This is a genomic window from Micromonospora sp. C51 (assembly GCF_018070435.1).
In the GTDB taxonomy this organism is placed as follows: domain Bacteria; phylum Actinomycetota; class Actinomycetes; order Mycobacteriales; family Micromonosporaceae; genus Micromonospora; species Micromonospora sediminimaris.
The window spans coordinates 118,596-132,256 of record NZ_JAGPXQ010000004.1 but is presented as its reverse complement, the minus strand read 5'-3'; the positions used below and the strand labels follow the sequence as shown (position 1 = coordinate 132,256).

Here is a 13,661-nt window from a genome sequence, read left to right as displayed (position 1 = left end):
CGGCTGGTTGGCCCTTCGTGGCGTTTGTCCGGCCGGCGCCGGGGTAGCCCGTGCCGACCGTCTCGCCCGACCGCGGAGGACAGACATGATTGGACCCGGTGACTTCGGCTCCGACCCGTGGGACGAGTTCCTGGCGCGGTACTTCGGTCGGGGCGAGGGCGGGCGACGCCCGGCGCATCGGGTCGACATCACCCGACTGATGACCGCGGACGCGCGGGAGATGCTGGCCGACGCGGCGCGTCGAGCCGCGCAGAAGCAGAGCAACGACCTGGACACCGACCACCTGCTCTGGGCGGCGTTGCAGCGTGAGCCGCTGCGCGACCTGGTCCGGCGGGCGGGCGCGGACCCGGACACCCTGGTCAACGCCCTGGGCGGACGCGGCGACGGCGCCCCGCACGGCGAGGTGCCGCCGAACCTGTCACTGACCCCGGCGGCCAAGCGGGCCCTGCTCGACGCGCACCAGTTGTCCCGGGCGATGGGCGCCAACTACATCGGGCCCGAACACATCCTGATGGCCCTGCCGTTGAACCCCGAGTCGCCCGCCGGCCGGATGCTCGCCGCCGGCCGGATCCAGCCGGAGTCGTTGCAGGCTGCGAACGCCGAACGGGGTCCGGCGAACGGCCCCCGGCCGGACCGGGGCACACCGACGCTCGACCAGTACGGCCAGGACCTCACCGACCTGGCCCGCAACGACCAGATCGACCCGGTGATCGGGCGCGCCGACGAGATCGAGCAGGCGGTGGAGATCCTGTCCCGGCGTACCAAGAACAACCCGGTGCTGATCGGCGAGGCCGGCGTCGGCAAGACGGCGATCGTGGAGGGACTGGCGGAGCGGATCTGCGACGGCGACGTGCCGCAGACACTGCTCGGCAAGCGCGTGATCCAGCTCGACCTGGCCGGCCTGGTCGCCGGCACTCGGTACCGGGGCGACTTCGAGGAGCGGCTGAAGAAGGTGATCGACGAGATCCGGGCCCACCGGGAGGAGCTGATCATCTTCCTGGACGAGATCCACACCCTGGTCGGTGCGGGCGGCGCGGGCAGCGAGGGCGGCATGGACGCCTCCAACATGCTCAAGCCGGCGCTGGCTCGCGGCGAACTACGGGTGATCGGCGCGACGACCCTCGACGAGTACCGGCGCAGCATCGAGAAGGACGCCGCGTTGGCCCGGCGTTTCCAGCCGGTGTTCGTACCCGAACCCACCGTCGAGGACACCGTGGCCATCCTGCGTGGGCTGCGGGACCGCTACGAGGCACATCACCAGGTGCGGTTCACCGACGAGGCGTTGGTGACCGCCGCGGAACTGTCCGACCGCTACATCACCGACCGTTTCCTCCCCGACAAGGCCATCGACCTGATCGACCAGGCCGGCGCCCGGGTCCGGCTGCGCACCCGGACCCCGGACGCCGACGTGCGCGACCTGGAACAGCAGCTGGAGGAGGTACGGCGGGACAAGGAGCAGGCGGTCGCCGACGAGCAGTACGAACGTGCCTCCGCCCTGCGCGACCGGGTCGCCGAGTTGGAGGGCCAGGTGCACCGGGCCCGGGGCGACGATGGCAGTGGCAACGGCAGCCACGTGCCGGAGGTGGGACCTGAGGAGATCGCCGAGGTGGTGTCCCGGGCCACCGGCATCCCGGCCAGCCAGCTCACCGAGGAGGAACGGGACCGGCTGCTGCGGCTGGAGGGCCAGCTCCACGAGAAGGTCGTCGGGCAGGACGACGCCGTCACCGCGGTCGCCGAGGCGGTCCGTCGCTCCCGTACCGGCCTGGCCGACCCGAACCGGCCGATGGGCAGCTTCCTGTTCCTCGGCCCCACCGGCGTCGGCAAGACCGAACTGGCGCGGGCGTTGGCCGAGGCGCTGTTCGGTGAGGCGGACCGGATGGTCCGGGTCGACATGAGCGAGTTCCAGGAACGGCACACGGTCAGTCGACTGGTCGGTGCTCCGCCCGGCTACGTCGGGTACGAGGAGGCCGGCCAGCTCACCGAGGCGGTCCGTCGCCGCCCGTACGCGGTGGTGCTGCTCGACGAGATCGAGAAGGCCCACCAGGACGTGTTCAACGTGTTGTTGCAGGTGCTCGACGACGGGCGACTGACCGACAGCCAGGGCCGCACCGTCAACTTCAAGAACACGGTACTCATCATGACGAGCAACCTCGGCTCCGAGCTCATCACCGGCACTCAGCGCGCGGTCGGCTTCGGCGCCGGCGAGCCGGGGCAGGAGAGCGACGAGCTGCGGGAGCGGCTGATGCGTCGGTTGCAGGAGAACTTCCGCCCCGAGTTCCTCAACCGGATCGACGAGGTGATCATCTTCCGTCGGCTGGAGGCCGAGCAGTTGCGCCAGATCACCGAACTGCTGCTGGAGGAGACGCGTCGCCGGCTGCACGCCCAGGACATCGAGGTGGACTTCACCACCGCCGGCATCGACTGGCTCGCCGACCACGGCTACCAGCCGGAGTTCGGTGCCCGGCCACTGCGCCGGGTGATCCAGCGGGAGGTCGACAACCACCTGTCCCGGATGCTGCTGGAGCAGCAGATCTCACCCGGTCAGCGGGTCACCGTCGACGCCCGGGACGACCGGCTGGCCTTCGACGTGGCGGCCGGCCGGGGTCATGCCAGGGCGGCGACCTCGCATCCCCGCTGACCGGAAGGGCACTGATGACCGAACCGGACGAGGCCCGCGAAGACGAGCGGACCGAGGCGATCCTGGCACCACCGACGGCCAACCCCGCCCGGGTGCAGGTGCCGCCGGAGGGGCTGGGCGGGCAGACCGACGAGGGGCACCCGGAGGAGTCCGGGTCGCCGCCGGCAGAGGAGGGCTGATGGTACGCGAACAGCGACTCGACCCAGAGGTGGAAGTGCTCTGGGAGGACTTCCACGCCGAGGTCAACGTGCCGTCCGAGCAGCTGCGACAGTGGCTGCTGACCCGCGGCTCCGGCGAGAGCGCGTTCGGCCCCGACCCGGACCTGAACCTGCCGGAGCCGGGCCGGCAGATCCTCGCCGTGCTGCGCAAACGCAAGGTCGACCTGACCCCGGAGGACATCGACGTGATGCGGGACGCCGTCGAGCGGATCCGCTCGCTGACCGCCGCCAAGCCGGGCCGGGGCAACGCCGACGACGAATGGCGGCACAACCTGCTCGACCTGGGCCACGACGTGCTCGTCGAACGCTGACCCCGCCACGGGTGTCCCCGGCGCCGCCGCACCGCGCCGGAGACACCCGCACGTCCGCTCGGGCTCCTCGTCTGGCACACCGGCTTTCCCCAACCCGCCGAACTCGGCTGGGGTTGACTTAGAGCGACCGGTCGCTCTTACAGTGAGTTTCCTAGATACGGCGGTTATGCTCGTCGGCGTGGCCTTCCTGCTGTTGACCGGCAGCCGACGTCGCGCCGACCAGCGACGGGCGTGAACCCATGAGATCAGCGGGCTGGCCGTTGATCGGGCTGGTCGCGGGCGCGGCCGCCGGCTGGCTCTGGGGCTGGTCCGCGAGCGACTACGAGGCGATCGACTCGGCCGTCGGCACCGCGCTGCTCGGCGCGGTGGCCGGCCTGCTTGCCGGCGCGACCGCCTACTCGCTCACCCGCCGCAAGCGTGACAGAGACTGACGGGCTCACTCGGCTTCGAGGCTGGCAATGGCCAGCCCGGCGGCGTCGGCGGCGGCCTGCCGGTCGGCGCGGGTCTGCTCCTCGCGGGTGAGCAGGTTGGCGTACTCGGCCAGGTCGGCCGGGTCGGGCACCTCCGGCAACCGGCGCAGGAACGCCTCGCACTCGCGGACGGCGGCGGTGTGCGCAGCGGCGGCCCGACGAAGCAGTTCGCGGTCGTCGGCGGCGGGATAGAGGTCGGTCATACCCGCCCCTTACCCGCGCTCAGCCGGTTCGCACCCGATGCGCTGACACCACCGGCGCCGGCCGCCGGACGCCGAACGCCGGGTTCCGCAGCAGCCAGGCCAGGTACGCCGGATGCGGCGCGAGGGCATCGGTGTACGCGACCAGGGCGGTCTCCAGCACCAGGTCGGCGGTGCGGGCGGCGGCGGACTCCGGGTGCCAGCCCAGCATCAGCCTCCACCTCAGCGGCGCTTCGACCAGCCGGCGGGTCACCAGACCGGCGACTGGCCGGAACGTGGCCTGACACAACGCCACCGCCTCGCCGGCGTCGACCAGATCGATGCAGCTGCGCACGTCGGCCTCGTACACCTTGCGGGGGGTGAACCCGGCGCGGGCGCAGGCGGCGGCGAAGCAGTCGCCGAAGCAGCCGTCCCCCGGGGCCGCCACCCACTGCTCGTGCCGCAGGTCGGCCAGGTTCACCTCGTCGCGCCCGGCCAGCGGGTGGGTCTCCGGCAGCAGCACCATGACCGGGTCGACCGCCACCTCTCGCCAGCTCAGCCCGTAGTCCGCCGACGGTGTCGAGTCACCGCAGACCCCGGTCAGCGCGTAGTCCAGCCGTCCGCCGGCGACCAGCTGGGCCAGCTCGTCGACCGACCAGGAGGCATGCGTGCTGATCTGCGCCTGCGGTTGCTCGGCGGCCAGCCGGTGCACCAGCCGACCCAGGATCGGGCTGTTCACTCCGCCGAACCGGTACCGGCGGGGGGCGTCGCCCGCGCCGGCCAGTCGGGCCGCCTCGTCCTGCAGGCCCTTCATCGCCGGCAGCAGCACCCGGGCCCGGGCGAGCACCAGCTCGCCGAGGGCGGTGGGCCGCGCACCGCGCCGGTCCCGTTCGAACAGCGGCCCACCGAGGGTGCGTTCGATCCGCTGGAGCTGGGCGGTCAGCGCCGGCTGGGCCAGGCCGAGCGTCGAGGCCGCCTTGGTCACGCTCCCTGTCTCCGCGATGGCGCAGACCACCCGCAGGTGGCGCAACTCCAGGTTCATAGCGTGACGGTAGGGCCACGGCGCAGCCGGCGGTAGTGCCTGGACGGATCAACGACCATGAACGTGGCGTGGGTCTCTCACCGAGGTGGCGGCTCGGTCAGCTCACCCAACTGGGTGTGCCGACCCGCGAGGACGTCTCGAACCTTGTCGACCACCCCGACCGCCGGCTCCACGATCCGGTTCCACGGCGGGTTGTGCGGCACCGCCGGATGCGGTCGGGTCGGTGCCGCCTCCTCGGCGATCTCCAACCGGTTGCCGAGCCGGATCAGCTCCTCCTCGGTGGCGGAGGCGCACAGCCGCTGCATCAGCGGGTCGACCGCACGGGCGTGCGCCTCGACCCGGGCGGCGATGTCGGGCAGGGCGTCGTCGGTCAGCTCCCGCAGGGCCCGCAGCAGCTCGACGTCGCCGGTCAACACCTCGTCGACAAGCGGGTTCGCGCCCTCGACGGCATGCCGGACGGCGGGCAGCAGGTACTGCTCCTCCCCGGAGAGATGCCGCGACAGGGCGGCGACCAGGACGTCGCGGCCGTGCTCCGGGTCCGGCCCGGGCTCGATCAGCCGCCGGGTCAACTGCAGCAGCTGCCGGTGCTCCTCGGCGACCAGGTCGGCGATGCTGCGCCCGGGCGGCTGGTAGGCGTCCCCGGGGGTGGGTGGCAGCGGCGGCAGATGGACGGACATGGTCGCCTCCTGGGCGGGCGGGCGGAGCGACGAGGTGGCTTCGACGGGCATCGGGCAGGCGCGGCAGTACCCGCAGCCGCCCGAACCGAAACTCTAGGCTGATATGAAGGCACGATGACGAGCGACGCCCACGCCGCCCTCCCCGCGCCGACCGACGAGGTCGTCGAGCTGTGCCGGGACCTGCTGCGCATCGACACCACGAACACCGGCGACAACGCCACAAGCGTCGGCGAACGCGGCGCGGCCGAGTACGTCGCGGAAAAGCTCGCCGACGTCGGCATCACCCCGGTCATCCACGAGTCCGCGCCCGGTCGGGCCAACGTGGTCGCCCGGATACCCGGCGCCGACCCCAGCCGCGGCGCGTTGCTCGTGCACGGGCACCTGGACGTCGTACCGGCCGACGCCGACGAGTGGTCGGTGCACCCGTTCTCGGGTGAGCTGCGCGACGGCTACCTGTGGGGTCGCGGTGCCATCGACATGAAGGACTTCGACGCGATGGTCCTGGCGGTGGTGCGGCAGTGGCAGCGTACGGGGGTGCGCCCACCACGGGACATCGTGCTCGCGTTCACCGCCGACGAGGAGGCGGGCAGCGAGTACGGCGCGCACTTCCTGACCACCCGGCACCGCGAGCTCTTCGACGGCTGCACCGAGGGCATCGGTGAGGTCGGCGGCTTCTCGTACACGGTGGACCCGTCGCGGCGGCTCTACCTGATCGAGACCGCCCAGAAGGGCATCGACTGGCTGCGGCTGCACGCCAAGGGTCGGCCCGGGCACGGCTCGATGGTGCACGACGACAACGCGGTCACCGCGCTGGCTGAGGCCGTGGCCCGGATCGGCCGGCACCGCTTCCCGGTGGTGGTCACCGACACCGTGCGTGCCTTCCTGGAGGAGGTCTCCGAGGTCCTCGGGATCGACCTGGACCCGGACGACCCGGAGACCGCCATCGCCAAGCTCGGCCCGATCGCCAACATCGTCGGCGCCACCATCCGCAACACCGCGAATCCGACCCGGCTCGCCGCCGGTTACAAGGACAACGTGATCCCCGGCCGGGCCAGCGCCACCATCGACTGCCGTAGCCTGCCCGGACAGTCGGAGCTGCTGGAGCGGCAGCTGCGCGAGCTGATCGGCCCGGACATCGCCATCGAGTACGTCCAACGGCAGCCGGCGCTGGAGACCACCTTCGACGGCGAACTGGTCGCGGCCATGGGCGCCGCGCTGCTCGCCGAGGACCCGGGCGCCCGGCCCGTGCCGTACATGCTCTCCGGCGGCACCGACGCCAAGGCGTTCTCGCAGCTGGGCATCCGCTGCTTCGGGTTCGCGCCGCTGCGGCTGCCGGCCGACCTGAACTTCTCGGCGTTGTTCCACGGCATCGACGAGCGGGTCCCGGTGGACGGACTACAGTTCGGCGTGCGGGTTCTCGACCGGTTCCTGCGTACCTGCTAGACATCCTGCATTCTTCGTGAAGGGGACGCCTCACATGACCGACCAGCACGGTGAGCTGGACGCCGCCCTCGAGCGCGTGATCGAAGCGGCCCGCCACCACCTGGCCGCCGTCCGGGCCGCGCAGGGCCGGATCGACGACGACGACGTCTGGCAGGCGTACGTCGCGCTGAACAATGCGTCGTTCGCCTACGACGAGCAACTCATGGACGCCTTCGGCGAGGTCACCCCGTGGGACGTCGAGTCCATCGACCCCGACGAGGCCGATCAGCGTTTCGCCGGCGGCGAGGGCGTCGAGTCGACCGATCCGCACCCGCAGGTGATCTCCGTACGCCAGCGGCGCGACTACCGGGTGCCGAGCGTCTCCGCGCTGATCCGCATCGCCGAGGCCGCCCGTCGCGAGGGCGTGCCCGGCGACGAGGAGGTGCCGCCGGTGGAGGGCGTCGGCGAGGCCGTGCTGGAGCTGCTGCAGAGCGGCGACGGCTCGCTCGGCGCGCTCGACGTGCCGGAGCTGGAACCACTCGACGGTGTGGTGATGGTCAGTGAGGTCGGTACCCCGGTCGACCTGGAGTCGTTCGCCGACGACGACCCGGCCGGTCCGTTCCAGCCCGGCGTCGACGATCGCCTGGTCGGCCGCCTCGACGAGCACCCGTTCCTGGAACTCGACGACGAGCACGACCACGTGCACTGACAGCGCAGGCTGCCCCATCGGTCACCGGGCCGGCCGCAACGGTCGGCCCGGTGGTCGGCGCACCGCCGCCGGTCAGTACGACAGGCCCGGCTGCGGCTGGTTGACCCGTCGGCGGCGCAGCACCACCTGCCGCGTACCGTCGCGGAACAGCCGCACCCGGGCCAGCTCCCAGCCGGAGTACTCCGCTTGGATCGCCAGCTGCGCCGCGGCGGTCAACCGATCGACGTTCGGCGGTAACCGCAGTGGCGCGTATTCGTAGTCCATGGGGCCTATGCTGCCCAGCCGGACCCCTGGAGCGCCACCTTTCACCGGGTGATGCTCAACCATCGCGCTCCGGATAGCCGAACTCCAGCGCGGAAACGTCGTCCAGCGCCGTGGTGATCTCGTCGGGCAGGGTCATCCGTTCCACCTGAAGCGCCCCGAGCAACTGCCCCGAGGTGCGGGCGCCGAGGATCGGGGCGGTCACTCCCGGCCGGTCCCGGATCCAGGCCAGCGCGACCTCCAGCGGGGAGACGCCGAGGCCGCTTGCCGCCGTGGCCACCGCCTCCACGATGCTGGAGCAGCGCGGCTCCAGGTAGGTGGCGACAAAACGCTCGAAATGGGGCGACACCGCCCGGGAGTCCGCCGGGCGGCCGTGCCGGTACTTGCCGGTCAGCACACCGCGACCGAGCGGGGACCAGGGCAGCACCCCCAACCCGAGCGCCTCGCAGGCGGGCAGCACCTCCCGCTCCACCCCCCGCTCCAGGAGGGAGTACTCCACCTGGGCGGCCACCACCGGGGCCCGTCCCGGCCAGGCCGCCTGCCAGGCCGCCGCCCGGGCGGTCTGCCAGCCGGAGAAGTTCGACACGCCGACGTAGCGGACCCGGCCACTGGCCACCGCATGATCAAGTGCCGCGAGGGTCTCCTCCAGCGGAGTCTGCGGATCGTAGCCGTGCACCTGGAAAAGGTCGACGTGGTCGGTGCCGAGCCGTCGCAGCGAGGCGTCCAGCGTGCGGAGCAGGTGCCCTCGGGAGCCGTCCCGGCGTCGGCTGCCGCCCGGCCGCAGCCCCGCCTTCGTCGCGATCAACAATTCCTCGCGGGGCACCAGGCTGCCCAGTAACGAGCCGATCACCGACTCGGCGTCGCCGTCACCGTACACGTCGGCGGTGTCGATCAGGTTGCCACCAGCGTCGAGGTAACTCTTCAACTGCGCGGCCGCGTCGTCGGCGTCGGTGTCCCGGCCCCAGGTCATGGTGCCGAGCGCGAGCCGGGAAACCGCCAGCCCGCTGCGGCCGAGCGGTCGCTGCTGCATGGGTGAACCTTATTTCGAACCAGGGCCGGACGGATATCCTCGCTCCCGTCGAGTCTGCCCGCGAATCGGGGTGAGCCGGTGATCGTCCCGGCCACCGACACCGCGTAACCTGATGCGACTGCGGATGGGGGAGGACTCTGTGCGACTCGGGCTAAGCCTCGGATACCAGACAGCGTGGAGCACGCCGGCCGATCACCTGGCCCTGGCTCAGGAGGCGGACCGGCTCGGCTACTCGGTGGTGTGGGCCGCCGAGGCCTATGGCTCCGATTCACCGAGCATGCTGGCCTGGATGGCCGGGCAGACCGAGCGAATCGACATCGGCAGCGCGGTGATGCAGATCCCCGCCCGGACGCCCGCGATGACCGCGATGACCGCGGCCACGATCGACTCGCTGTCCGGGGGGCGGTTCCGGCTCGGCCTGGGAGTGTCCGGCCCGCAGGTCTCCGAGGGCTGGCACGGCGTACGGTTCGGCAAGCCGCTGGCCCGTACCCGCGAGTACGTGGACATCGTCAAGCTGGCGGTGGGCCGCAAGGAGGTCGCCTACGACGGCGAGTTCTACACGCTGCCGCTGCCCGACGGCCCTGGCAAGGCGCTGCGGCTGGGCTTCCACCCGCCGCGCGAACACATCCCGATCTACCTGGCCGCGGTCGGTCCGAAGAACCTGGAACTGGCCGGCGAGATCGCCGACGGCTGGTTGGCCGTCTTCTACGCGCCCGAGTTCGCCGAGGAGCAACTCGCGGCGGTGCGTGCCGGCCGGGCCAAGGCCGGCAAGGAGCTGGCCGGCTTCGACGTGGTGCCGTCCGTGCCGGTCGTGGTCGGCGACGATCTGAACTCCTGCGCCGAGCTGGTCCGCTGGTACGCGGCGCTGTACGTCGGTGGGATGGGCAGCCGCCAGCAGAACTTCTACAACCAACTGGCCACCCGGATGGGCTACGGTGACGCCGCCCGCGAGGTGCAGGAGCTGTACCTGGCCAAGCGGCAGCGCGACGCCGCGGCCGCCGTGCCGATGGAGTTCATCGACCGGACCTCGCTGCTCGGTCCGAAGGAGCGCATCGCCGAGCGGATGCGCGAGTACGCCGAGGCCGGGGTCACCACCCTGTCGGTGACCCTCTTTGCCGCCGACCGCGACACGGGTGTGCAGACCCTGCGGACCGTCGCCGAGGCGCTGGACCTCTCGGGAGTCGGGGAGTGACCTGGATCGAAGCCATCGTCCTGGGCATCGTCCAGGGCCTGACCGAGTTCCTTCCGGTCAGCTCGTCGGGTCACCTGCGGATCACCTCGGCGATCTTCTTCGAACAGGACGCCGGAGCGTCCTTCACCGCGGTCACCCAGCTGGGCACCGAGGCGGCGGTGCTGCTGTACTTCGCCAAGGACATCTGGCGTATCGGCCGAACCTGGGTAGTCGGCATCTGGGACAAATCCGTCCGTTCCAGCCTTGACTACCGCATGGGCTGGTACGTGATCATCGGTTCGATCCCGATCGGTCTCTTCGGCTTCCTGTTCAAGGACCAGATCCGGGAAACCGCCCGCAACCTGTGGGTGGTGGCCACCACCCTGATCGTGTTCGCCTTCGTGCTCGCCTTCGCCGAGTACTGGGGCCGGCAGACCCGTACGCTGCGGGACTTCCGGATGCGGGACGGCGTGGTGATGGGCTTCGCCCAGGCGCTGGCGCTCATCCCCGGTGTGTCACGCTCGGGCGCGACGCTCACCTTCGGTCTCTTCCTGAGCCTGACCCGGGAGACGGCGGCCCGCTACTCGTTCCTGCTGGCCATCCCGGCGGTGGTGATGTCCGGGGTGTTCAGCCTGGGGGACGTCTTCGAACCGGCGGCGCCCGGCACCTCGGTGCCCACCGTCGCGCAGATGATCGTCGCCACGCTCATCGCGTTCGGTGTCGGCTACGCGGCTATCGCCTGGCTGCTGCGCTACGTCGCGCACCACACCCTCTACATCTTCGTGCTCTACCGGGTCGCGATCGGCACGCTCGTCCTGGCCCTGCTGCTCACCGGCACCATCAGCGCCACCTGAGCCTGAGTTCTGGGGTTCCGGCTTCTTGGGTGGTTGCGGTTTGGGCTGGGGGCTGCCGTGCCTGGCTTTGGGGTGGTTGCTGTTGTTGGCTGGGGGCGACCGTGCCCGGCTTCGGGCGGTCAGGCTTTATCCCTGCGCCGGGCACGGTCGCCCCCAGCCAACAACAGCAACCACCCCAAAGCCAGGCACGGCAGCCCCCAGCCAACAACAGCAACCACCCCAAAGCCAGGCACGGCAGCCCCCAGCCAACAACAGCAACCACCCGGGCAGCCTTCAGCCCGAGGCCACCAACTCCACCTCGTACCCCTGACCATCCGCCAGGTACCCGGCGTACGTGTCGGGCCCGCCGGCGTACGGGTGCCGGTCGGCGAAGAGCAGTTCCCAGCCGTACGCCGGTGCCTGCTCGACCAGCCGGTCCACGGCGGCGGCCGGACCGGCGTGGAAGGCCAGGTGATTGAGGCCCGGGGCGCGCCGGTCGTGACGTCTGCCGGTCAGCGCTGGTGATGCCTCAAGTACCAGATACGTCGAGCCGAGTCGCCAGGAGTGGCCGGCTGGCCACTCCTGGAACGACGTCCAGCCCAACTCGCCGAGCAGCCAGCCCCAGCTACGCATTGCGGCGTCCAGGTCGGGTATCCAGAGCTCCACGTGGTGCAGTGCACCGGTGGTTACCGGCCTCCGCCCGGCACCCATAGCACGTCTCCGTCCGGATTTGCCGTTCTTGAGAGGATAAAGAGCAGATCCGACAGCCGGTTGAGATACTTTGCCGGGAGGTGGCTGGTCCGGTCGGGGTCGTGTGCGATGAGCGCCCACGCCGACCGCTCGGCGCGCCGGGCGATCGTCCGCGCCACGTGCAGCAGTGCCGCGCCCGCGGTGCCGCCGGGGAGGATGAAGGAGTCGAGGTTGCTCAGGCGCGCGTTGTACTCGTCGCACCAGCCCTCAAGGCGCTCGACGTACCCCTCGGTGACCCGCAGCGGCGGATACTTCGGGTCCGGTTCGACCGGCGTGGACAGGTCGGCGCCCACGTCGAACAGGTCGTTCTGGATCGACCCCAGCACCGCGCGGAGCGCGTCGGGTAGCTGGCCCAGGGCGAGGGCCACACCGAGGGCGGCGTTGCACTCGTCGACGTCGGCGTACGCGACGATCCGTGGATCGTTCTTCGGCACCTGCTCGTTGTTGCTCAGCCTGGTCATGCCGGCGTCGCCGGCCTTGGTGTAGATGCGCGTGAGGTGGACGGCCATGACGCACAGCCTACGGATACCGGACCTGACGATCCCGGCCCGGCCAGACGCGGGCACGGGTTGGCCTGCGGGCGTCGGCCCTGGTGACGCCGGTGACCCCGCGATCGCCGATGTCGACGTCATCCGGGTACGCGGTGGCGCCCGGCTCGCCGGCACGGTGCATGTGGTCGGTGCGAAGAACTCGGCGCTCAAGCTGATGGCCGCCGCGCTGCTCGCTCCCGGCCGCACGGTGATCACCAACGTGCCCCGGATCACCGACATCGCCATCATGGGGGAGGTGCTGCGCCGCCTCGGCTGCGGCGTACGGTTCGACGCCGACGATCCGGTGGACCCGATGGTGGCGGTCGGCGGGGTGGCCCGGTCCCGGTCGGTCATCATCGACGTGCCGGAGCAGCCGGGCGTCGAGGCCGACTACGACCTGGTCCGCCGGCTGCGGGCGTCGATCTGCGTGCTGGGTCCGCTGCTGGCCCGTCGCGGGTACGTGCGGGTGGCCCATCCGGGCGGTGACGCGATCGGTTCGCGGGGTCTGGACATGCACATCTCCGGGCTGACCCGGATGGGTGCCGACATCTCCGGCGAGCACGGCTTCGTGATCGCCTCGGCCCCCGACCGGCTGCGTGGCGCGGAGATCGTGCTGGACTTTCCCAGCGTCGGGGCGACCGAGAACCTCATCATGGCGGCGGTGCTGGCCGAGGGCACCACCGTGATCGAAAACGCGGCCCGTGAGCCCGAGATCGTCGACATCTGCACGATGCTCCAGCGGATGGGTGCGCTGATCGACGGCGAGGGCACCTCGACCATCACCATCGTCGGCGTACCCCGGCTGAGCCCGGTCCGGCACGCCACGGTGGGGGACCGGATCGTCGCGGGGACCTGGGCGTTCGGCGCGGCGATGACCCGTGGCGACGTGACCGTCACCGGCCTGGATCCGGCGTTCCTGGAGGTCGCGCTCGACAAGGTGGTCACCGCCGGCGGCATGGTGGAGACCCGGGCGGACTCCTTCCGGGTACGCATGGACGAGCGACCCCGCGCGGTGGACGTGGTGACGCTGCCATATCCGGGCTTCGCCACCGACCTGCTGCCGATGGCGATCGGGCTCGCGGCGCTCAGCGAGGGCGCCTCGCTGATCACCGAGAACATCTTCGACGGCCGGTTCATGTTCGCCAACGAGATGATGCGGCTGGGCGCGGACATCAAGACCGACGGGCACCACGCGGTGGTACGCGGCCGGGAGCGACTCTCCGGCGCGCCGGTACGCGCGACCGACATCCGGGCCGGCGCCGGGCTCATCATCGCCGGGCTCTGCGCCGACGGGGTGACCGAGGTGTCCCACGTGCACCACGTCGACCGGGGCTATCCCGACTTCGTGGCCGACCTGCGGGCACTCGGCATCGAGGTGGAGCGGGCTACCGCACCTGAGGAACCCGAGCTGACCATCTGA

General features: G+C 71.2%; 16 protein-coding genes. 9 read left to right on the top strand and 7 right to left on the bottom strand.

Translation table 11 applies throughout. The features are described 5' to 3' along the window. The first annotated feature begins 85 nt into the window (after nt 1–85). The 4 genes from KBX50_RS07505 (at nt 86) to KBX50_RS07490 (ending at nt 3,598) form a co-directional block, all read left to right on the top strand. The gene (locus KBX50_RS07505; protein ID WP_210935808.1) at nt 86–2,638 is read left to right on the top strand and encodes an ATP-dependent Clp protease ATP-binding subunit; all 2,553 of its coding nucleotides are present in this window, start codon (nt 86–88) and stop codon (nt 2,636–2,638) included. Between the two features lie 14 nt (nt 2,639–2,652). Continuing rightward, a complete protein-coding gene (locus tag KBX50_RS07500; RefSeq protein WP_166458402.1) occupies nt 2,653–2,817 on the top strand; it encodes a hypothetical protein in 165 nt (54 codons plus the stop codon). Beyond that, nucleotides 2,817–3,167 carry a DUF3140 domain-containing protein gene (locus KBX50_RS07495; protein WP_210935806.1) on the top strand — a complete coding sequence of 117 codons (351 nt, stop codon included), beginning with the start codon at nt 2,817–2,819 and terminating at the stop codon, nt 3,165–3,167. The genes KBX50_RS07500 and KBX50_RS07495 overlap by 1 nt, the downstream gene beginning before the upstream one ends. 239 nt (nt 3,168–3,406) lie before the next feature. Next, the gene (locus tag KBX50_RS07490) at nt 3,407–3,598 is read left to right on the top strand and encodes a hypothetical protein (protein WP_210823542.1); all 192 of its coding nucleotides are present in this window, start codon (nt 3,407–3,409) and stop codon (nt 3,596–3,598) included. Nucleotides 3,599–3,603: 5 nt separating this feature from the next. On the opposite strand, the gene KBX50_RS07485 is transcribed toward KBX50_RS07490, so the two are convergent. The 3 genes from KBX50_RS07485 to KBX50_RS07475 form a co-directional block, all read right to left on the bottom strand. Then, a complete protein-coding gene (locus KBX50_RS07485; RefSeq protein WP_093402790.1) occupies nt 3,604–3,840 on the bottom strand; it encodes a hypothetical protein in 237 nt (78 codons plus the stop codon). A 19-nt stretch (nt 3,841–3,859) separates the two neighbouring features. Continuing rightward, a complete protein-coding gene (locus KBX50_RS07480) occupies nt 3,860–4,858 on the bottom strand; it encodes a LysR family transcriptional regulator (RefSeq protein ID WP_210935804.1) in 999 nt (332 codons plus the stop codon). Between the two features lie 77 nt (nt 4,859–4,935). Next, nucleotides 4,936–5,535, bottom strand: a complete 600-nt coding sequence (locus KBX50_RS07475) for a hemerythrin domain-containing protein (protein WP_210935802.1) — start codon at nt 5,533–5,535, stop codon at nt 4,936–4,938. A gap of 114 nt (nt 5,536–5,649) precedes the next feature. Between KBX50_RS07475 and KBX50_RS07470 the strand changes: the two genes are divergently transcribed. Both KBX50_RS07470 and KBX50_RS07465 read left to right on the top strand, forming a co-directional pair. After that, on the top strand, nt 5,650–6,978 hold the full coding sequence (locus KBX50_RS07470; RefSeq protein ID WP_210935800.1) for a M20/M25/M40 family metallo-hydrolase: 1,329 nt from the start codon (nt 5,650–5,652) through the stop codon (nt 6,976–6,978). A 34-nt stretch (nt 6,979–7,012) separates the two neighbouring features. Beyond that, nucleotides 7,013–7,666: a hypothetical protein gene (locus KBX50_RS07465; protein WP_210935798.1), complete on the top strand. Its 654-nt coding sequence runs from the start codon at nt 7,013–7,015 to the stop codon at nt 7,664–7,666. A gap of 72 nt (nt 7,667–7,738) precedes the next feature. Here the strand turns inward: KBX50_RS07465 and KBX50_RS07460 are convergent, their stop codons facing one another. Both KBX50_RS07460 and KBX50_RS07455 read right to left on the bottom strand, forming a co-directional pair. Next, a complete protein-coding gene (locus KBX50_RS07460; RefSeq protein ID WP_210935797.1) occupies nt 7,739–7,930 on the bottom strand; it encodes a DUF5703 family protein in 192 nt (63 codons plus the stop codon). A 55-nt stretch (nt 7,931–7,985) separates the two neighbouring features. Next, nucleotides 7,986–8,957, bottom strand: a complete 972-nt coding sequence (locus tag KBX50_RS07455) for an aldo/keto reductase (RefSeq protein WP_210935795.1) — start codon at nt 8,955–8,957, stop codon at nt 7,986–7,988. 139 nt (nt 8,958–9,096) lie between these two features. Between KBX50_RS07455 and KBX50_RS07450 the strand changes: the two genes are divergently transcribed. Together KBX50_RS07450 and KBX50_RS07445 are read left to right on the top strand one after the other, a co-directional pair. Next, on the top strand, nt 9,097–10,149 hold the full coding sequence (locus KBX50_RS07450; RefSeq protein ID WP_210935793.1) for an LLM class F420-dependent oxidoreductase: 1,053 nt from the start codon (nt 9,097–9,099) through the stop codon (nt 10,147–10,149). After that, entirely contained in the window at nt 10,146–10,982 is an 837-nt protein-coding gene (locus KBX50_RS07445) for an undecaprenyl-diphosphate phosphatase (protein ID WP_210935791.1), read from the top strand. Before KBX50_RS07450 ends, KBX50_RS07445 begins: the two co-directional genes overlap by 4 nt. 273 nt (nt 10,983–11,255) lie before the next feature. On the opposite strand, the gene KBX50_RS07440 is transcribed toward KBX50_RS07445, so the two are convergent. Then, nucleotides 11,256–11,672 (bottom strand): VOC family protein, encoded by a 417-nt coding sequence (locus KBX50_RS07440; protein ID WP_210935789.1) that lies wholly within the window; start codon nt 11,670–11,672, stop codon nt 11,256–11,258. Then, complete coding sequence (locus tag KBX50_RS07435) at nt 11,648–12,220, bottom strand: cob(I)yrinic acid a,c-diamide adenosyltransferase (RefSeq protein WP_210935786.1); 573 nt, start codon at nt 12,218–12,220, stop codon at nt 11,648–11,650. The genes KBX50_RS07440 and KBX50_RS07435 overlap by 25 nt, the downstream gene beginning before the upstream one ends. Between KBX50_RS07435 and murA the strand changes: the two genes are divergently transcribed. Continuing rightward, nucleotides 12,219–13,661, top strand: a complete 1,443-nt coding sequence (murA, locus tag KBX50_RS07430) for a UDP-N-acetylglucosamine 1-carboxyvinyltransferase (protein WP_210935784.1) — start codon at nt 12,219–12,221, stop codon at nt 13,659–13,661. The two genes, KBX50_RS07435 and murA, sit on opposite strands and share 2 nt — an antisense overlap.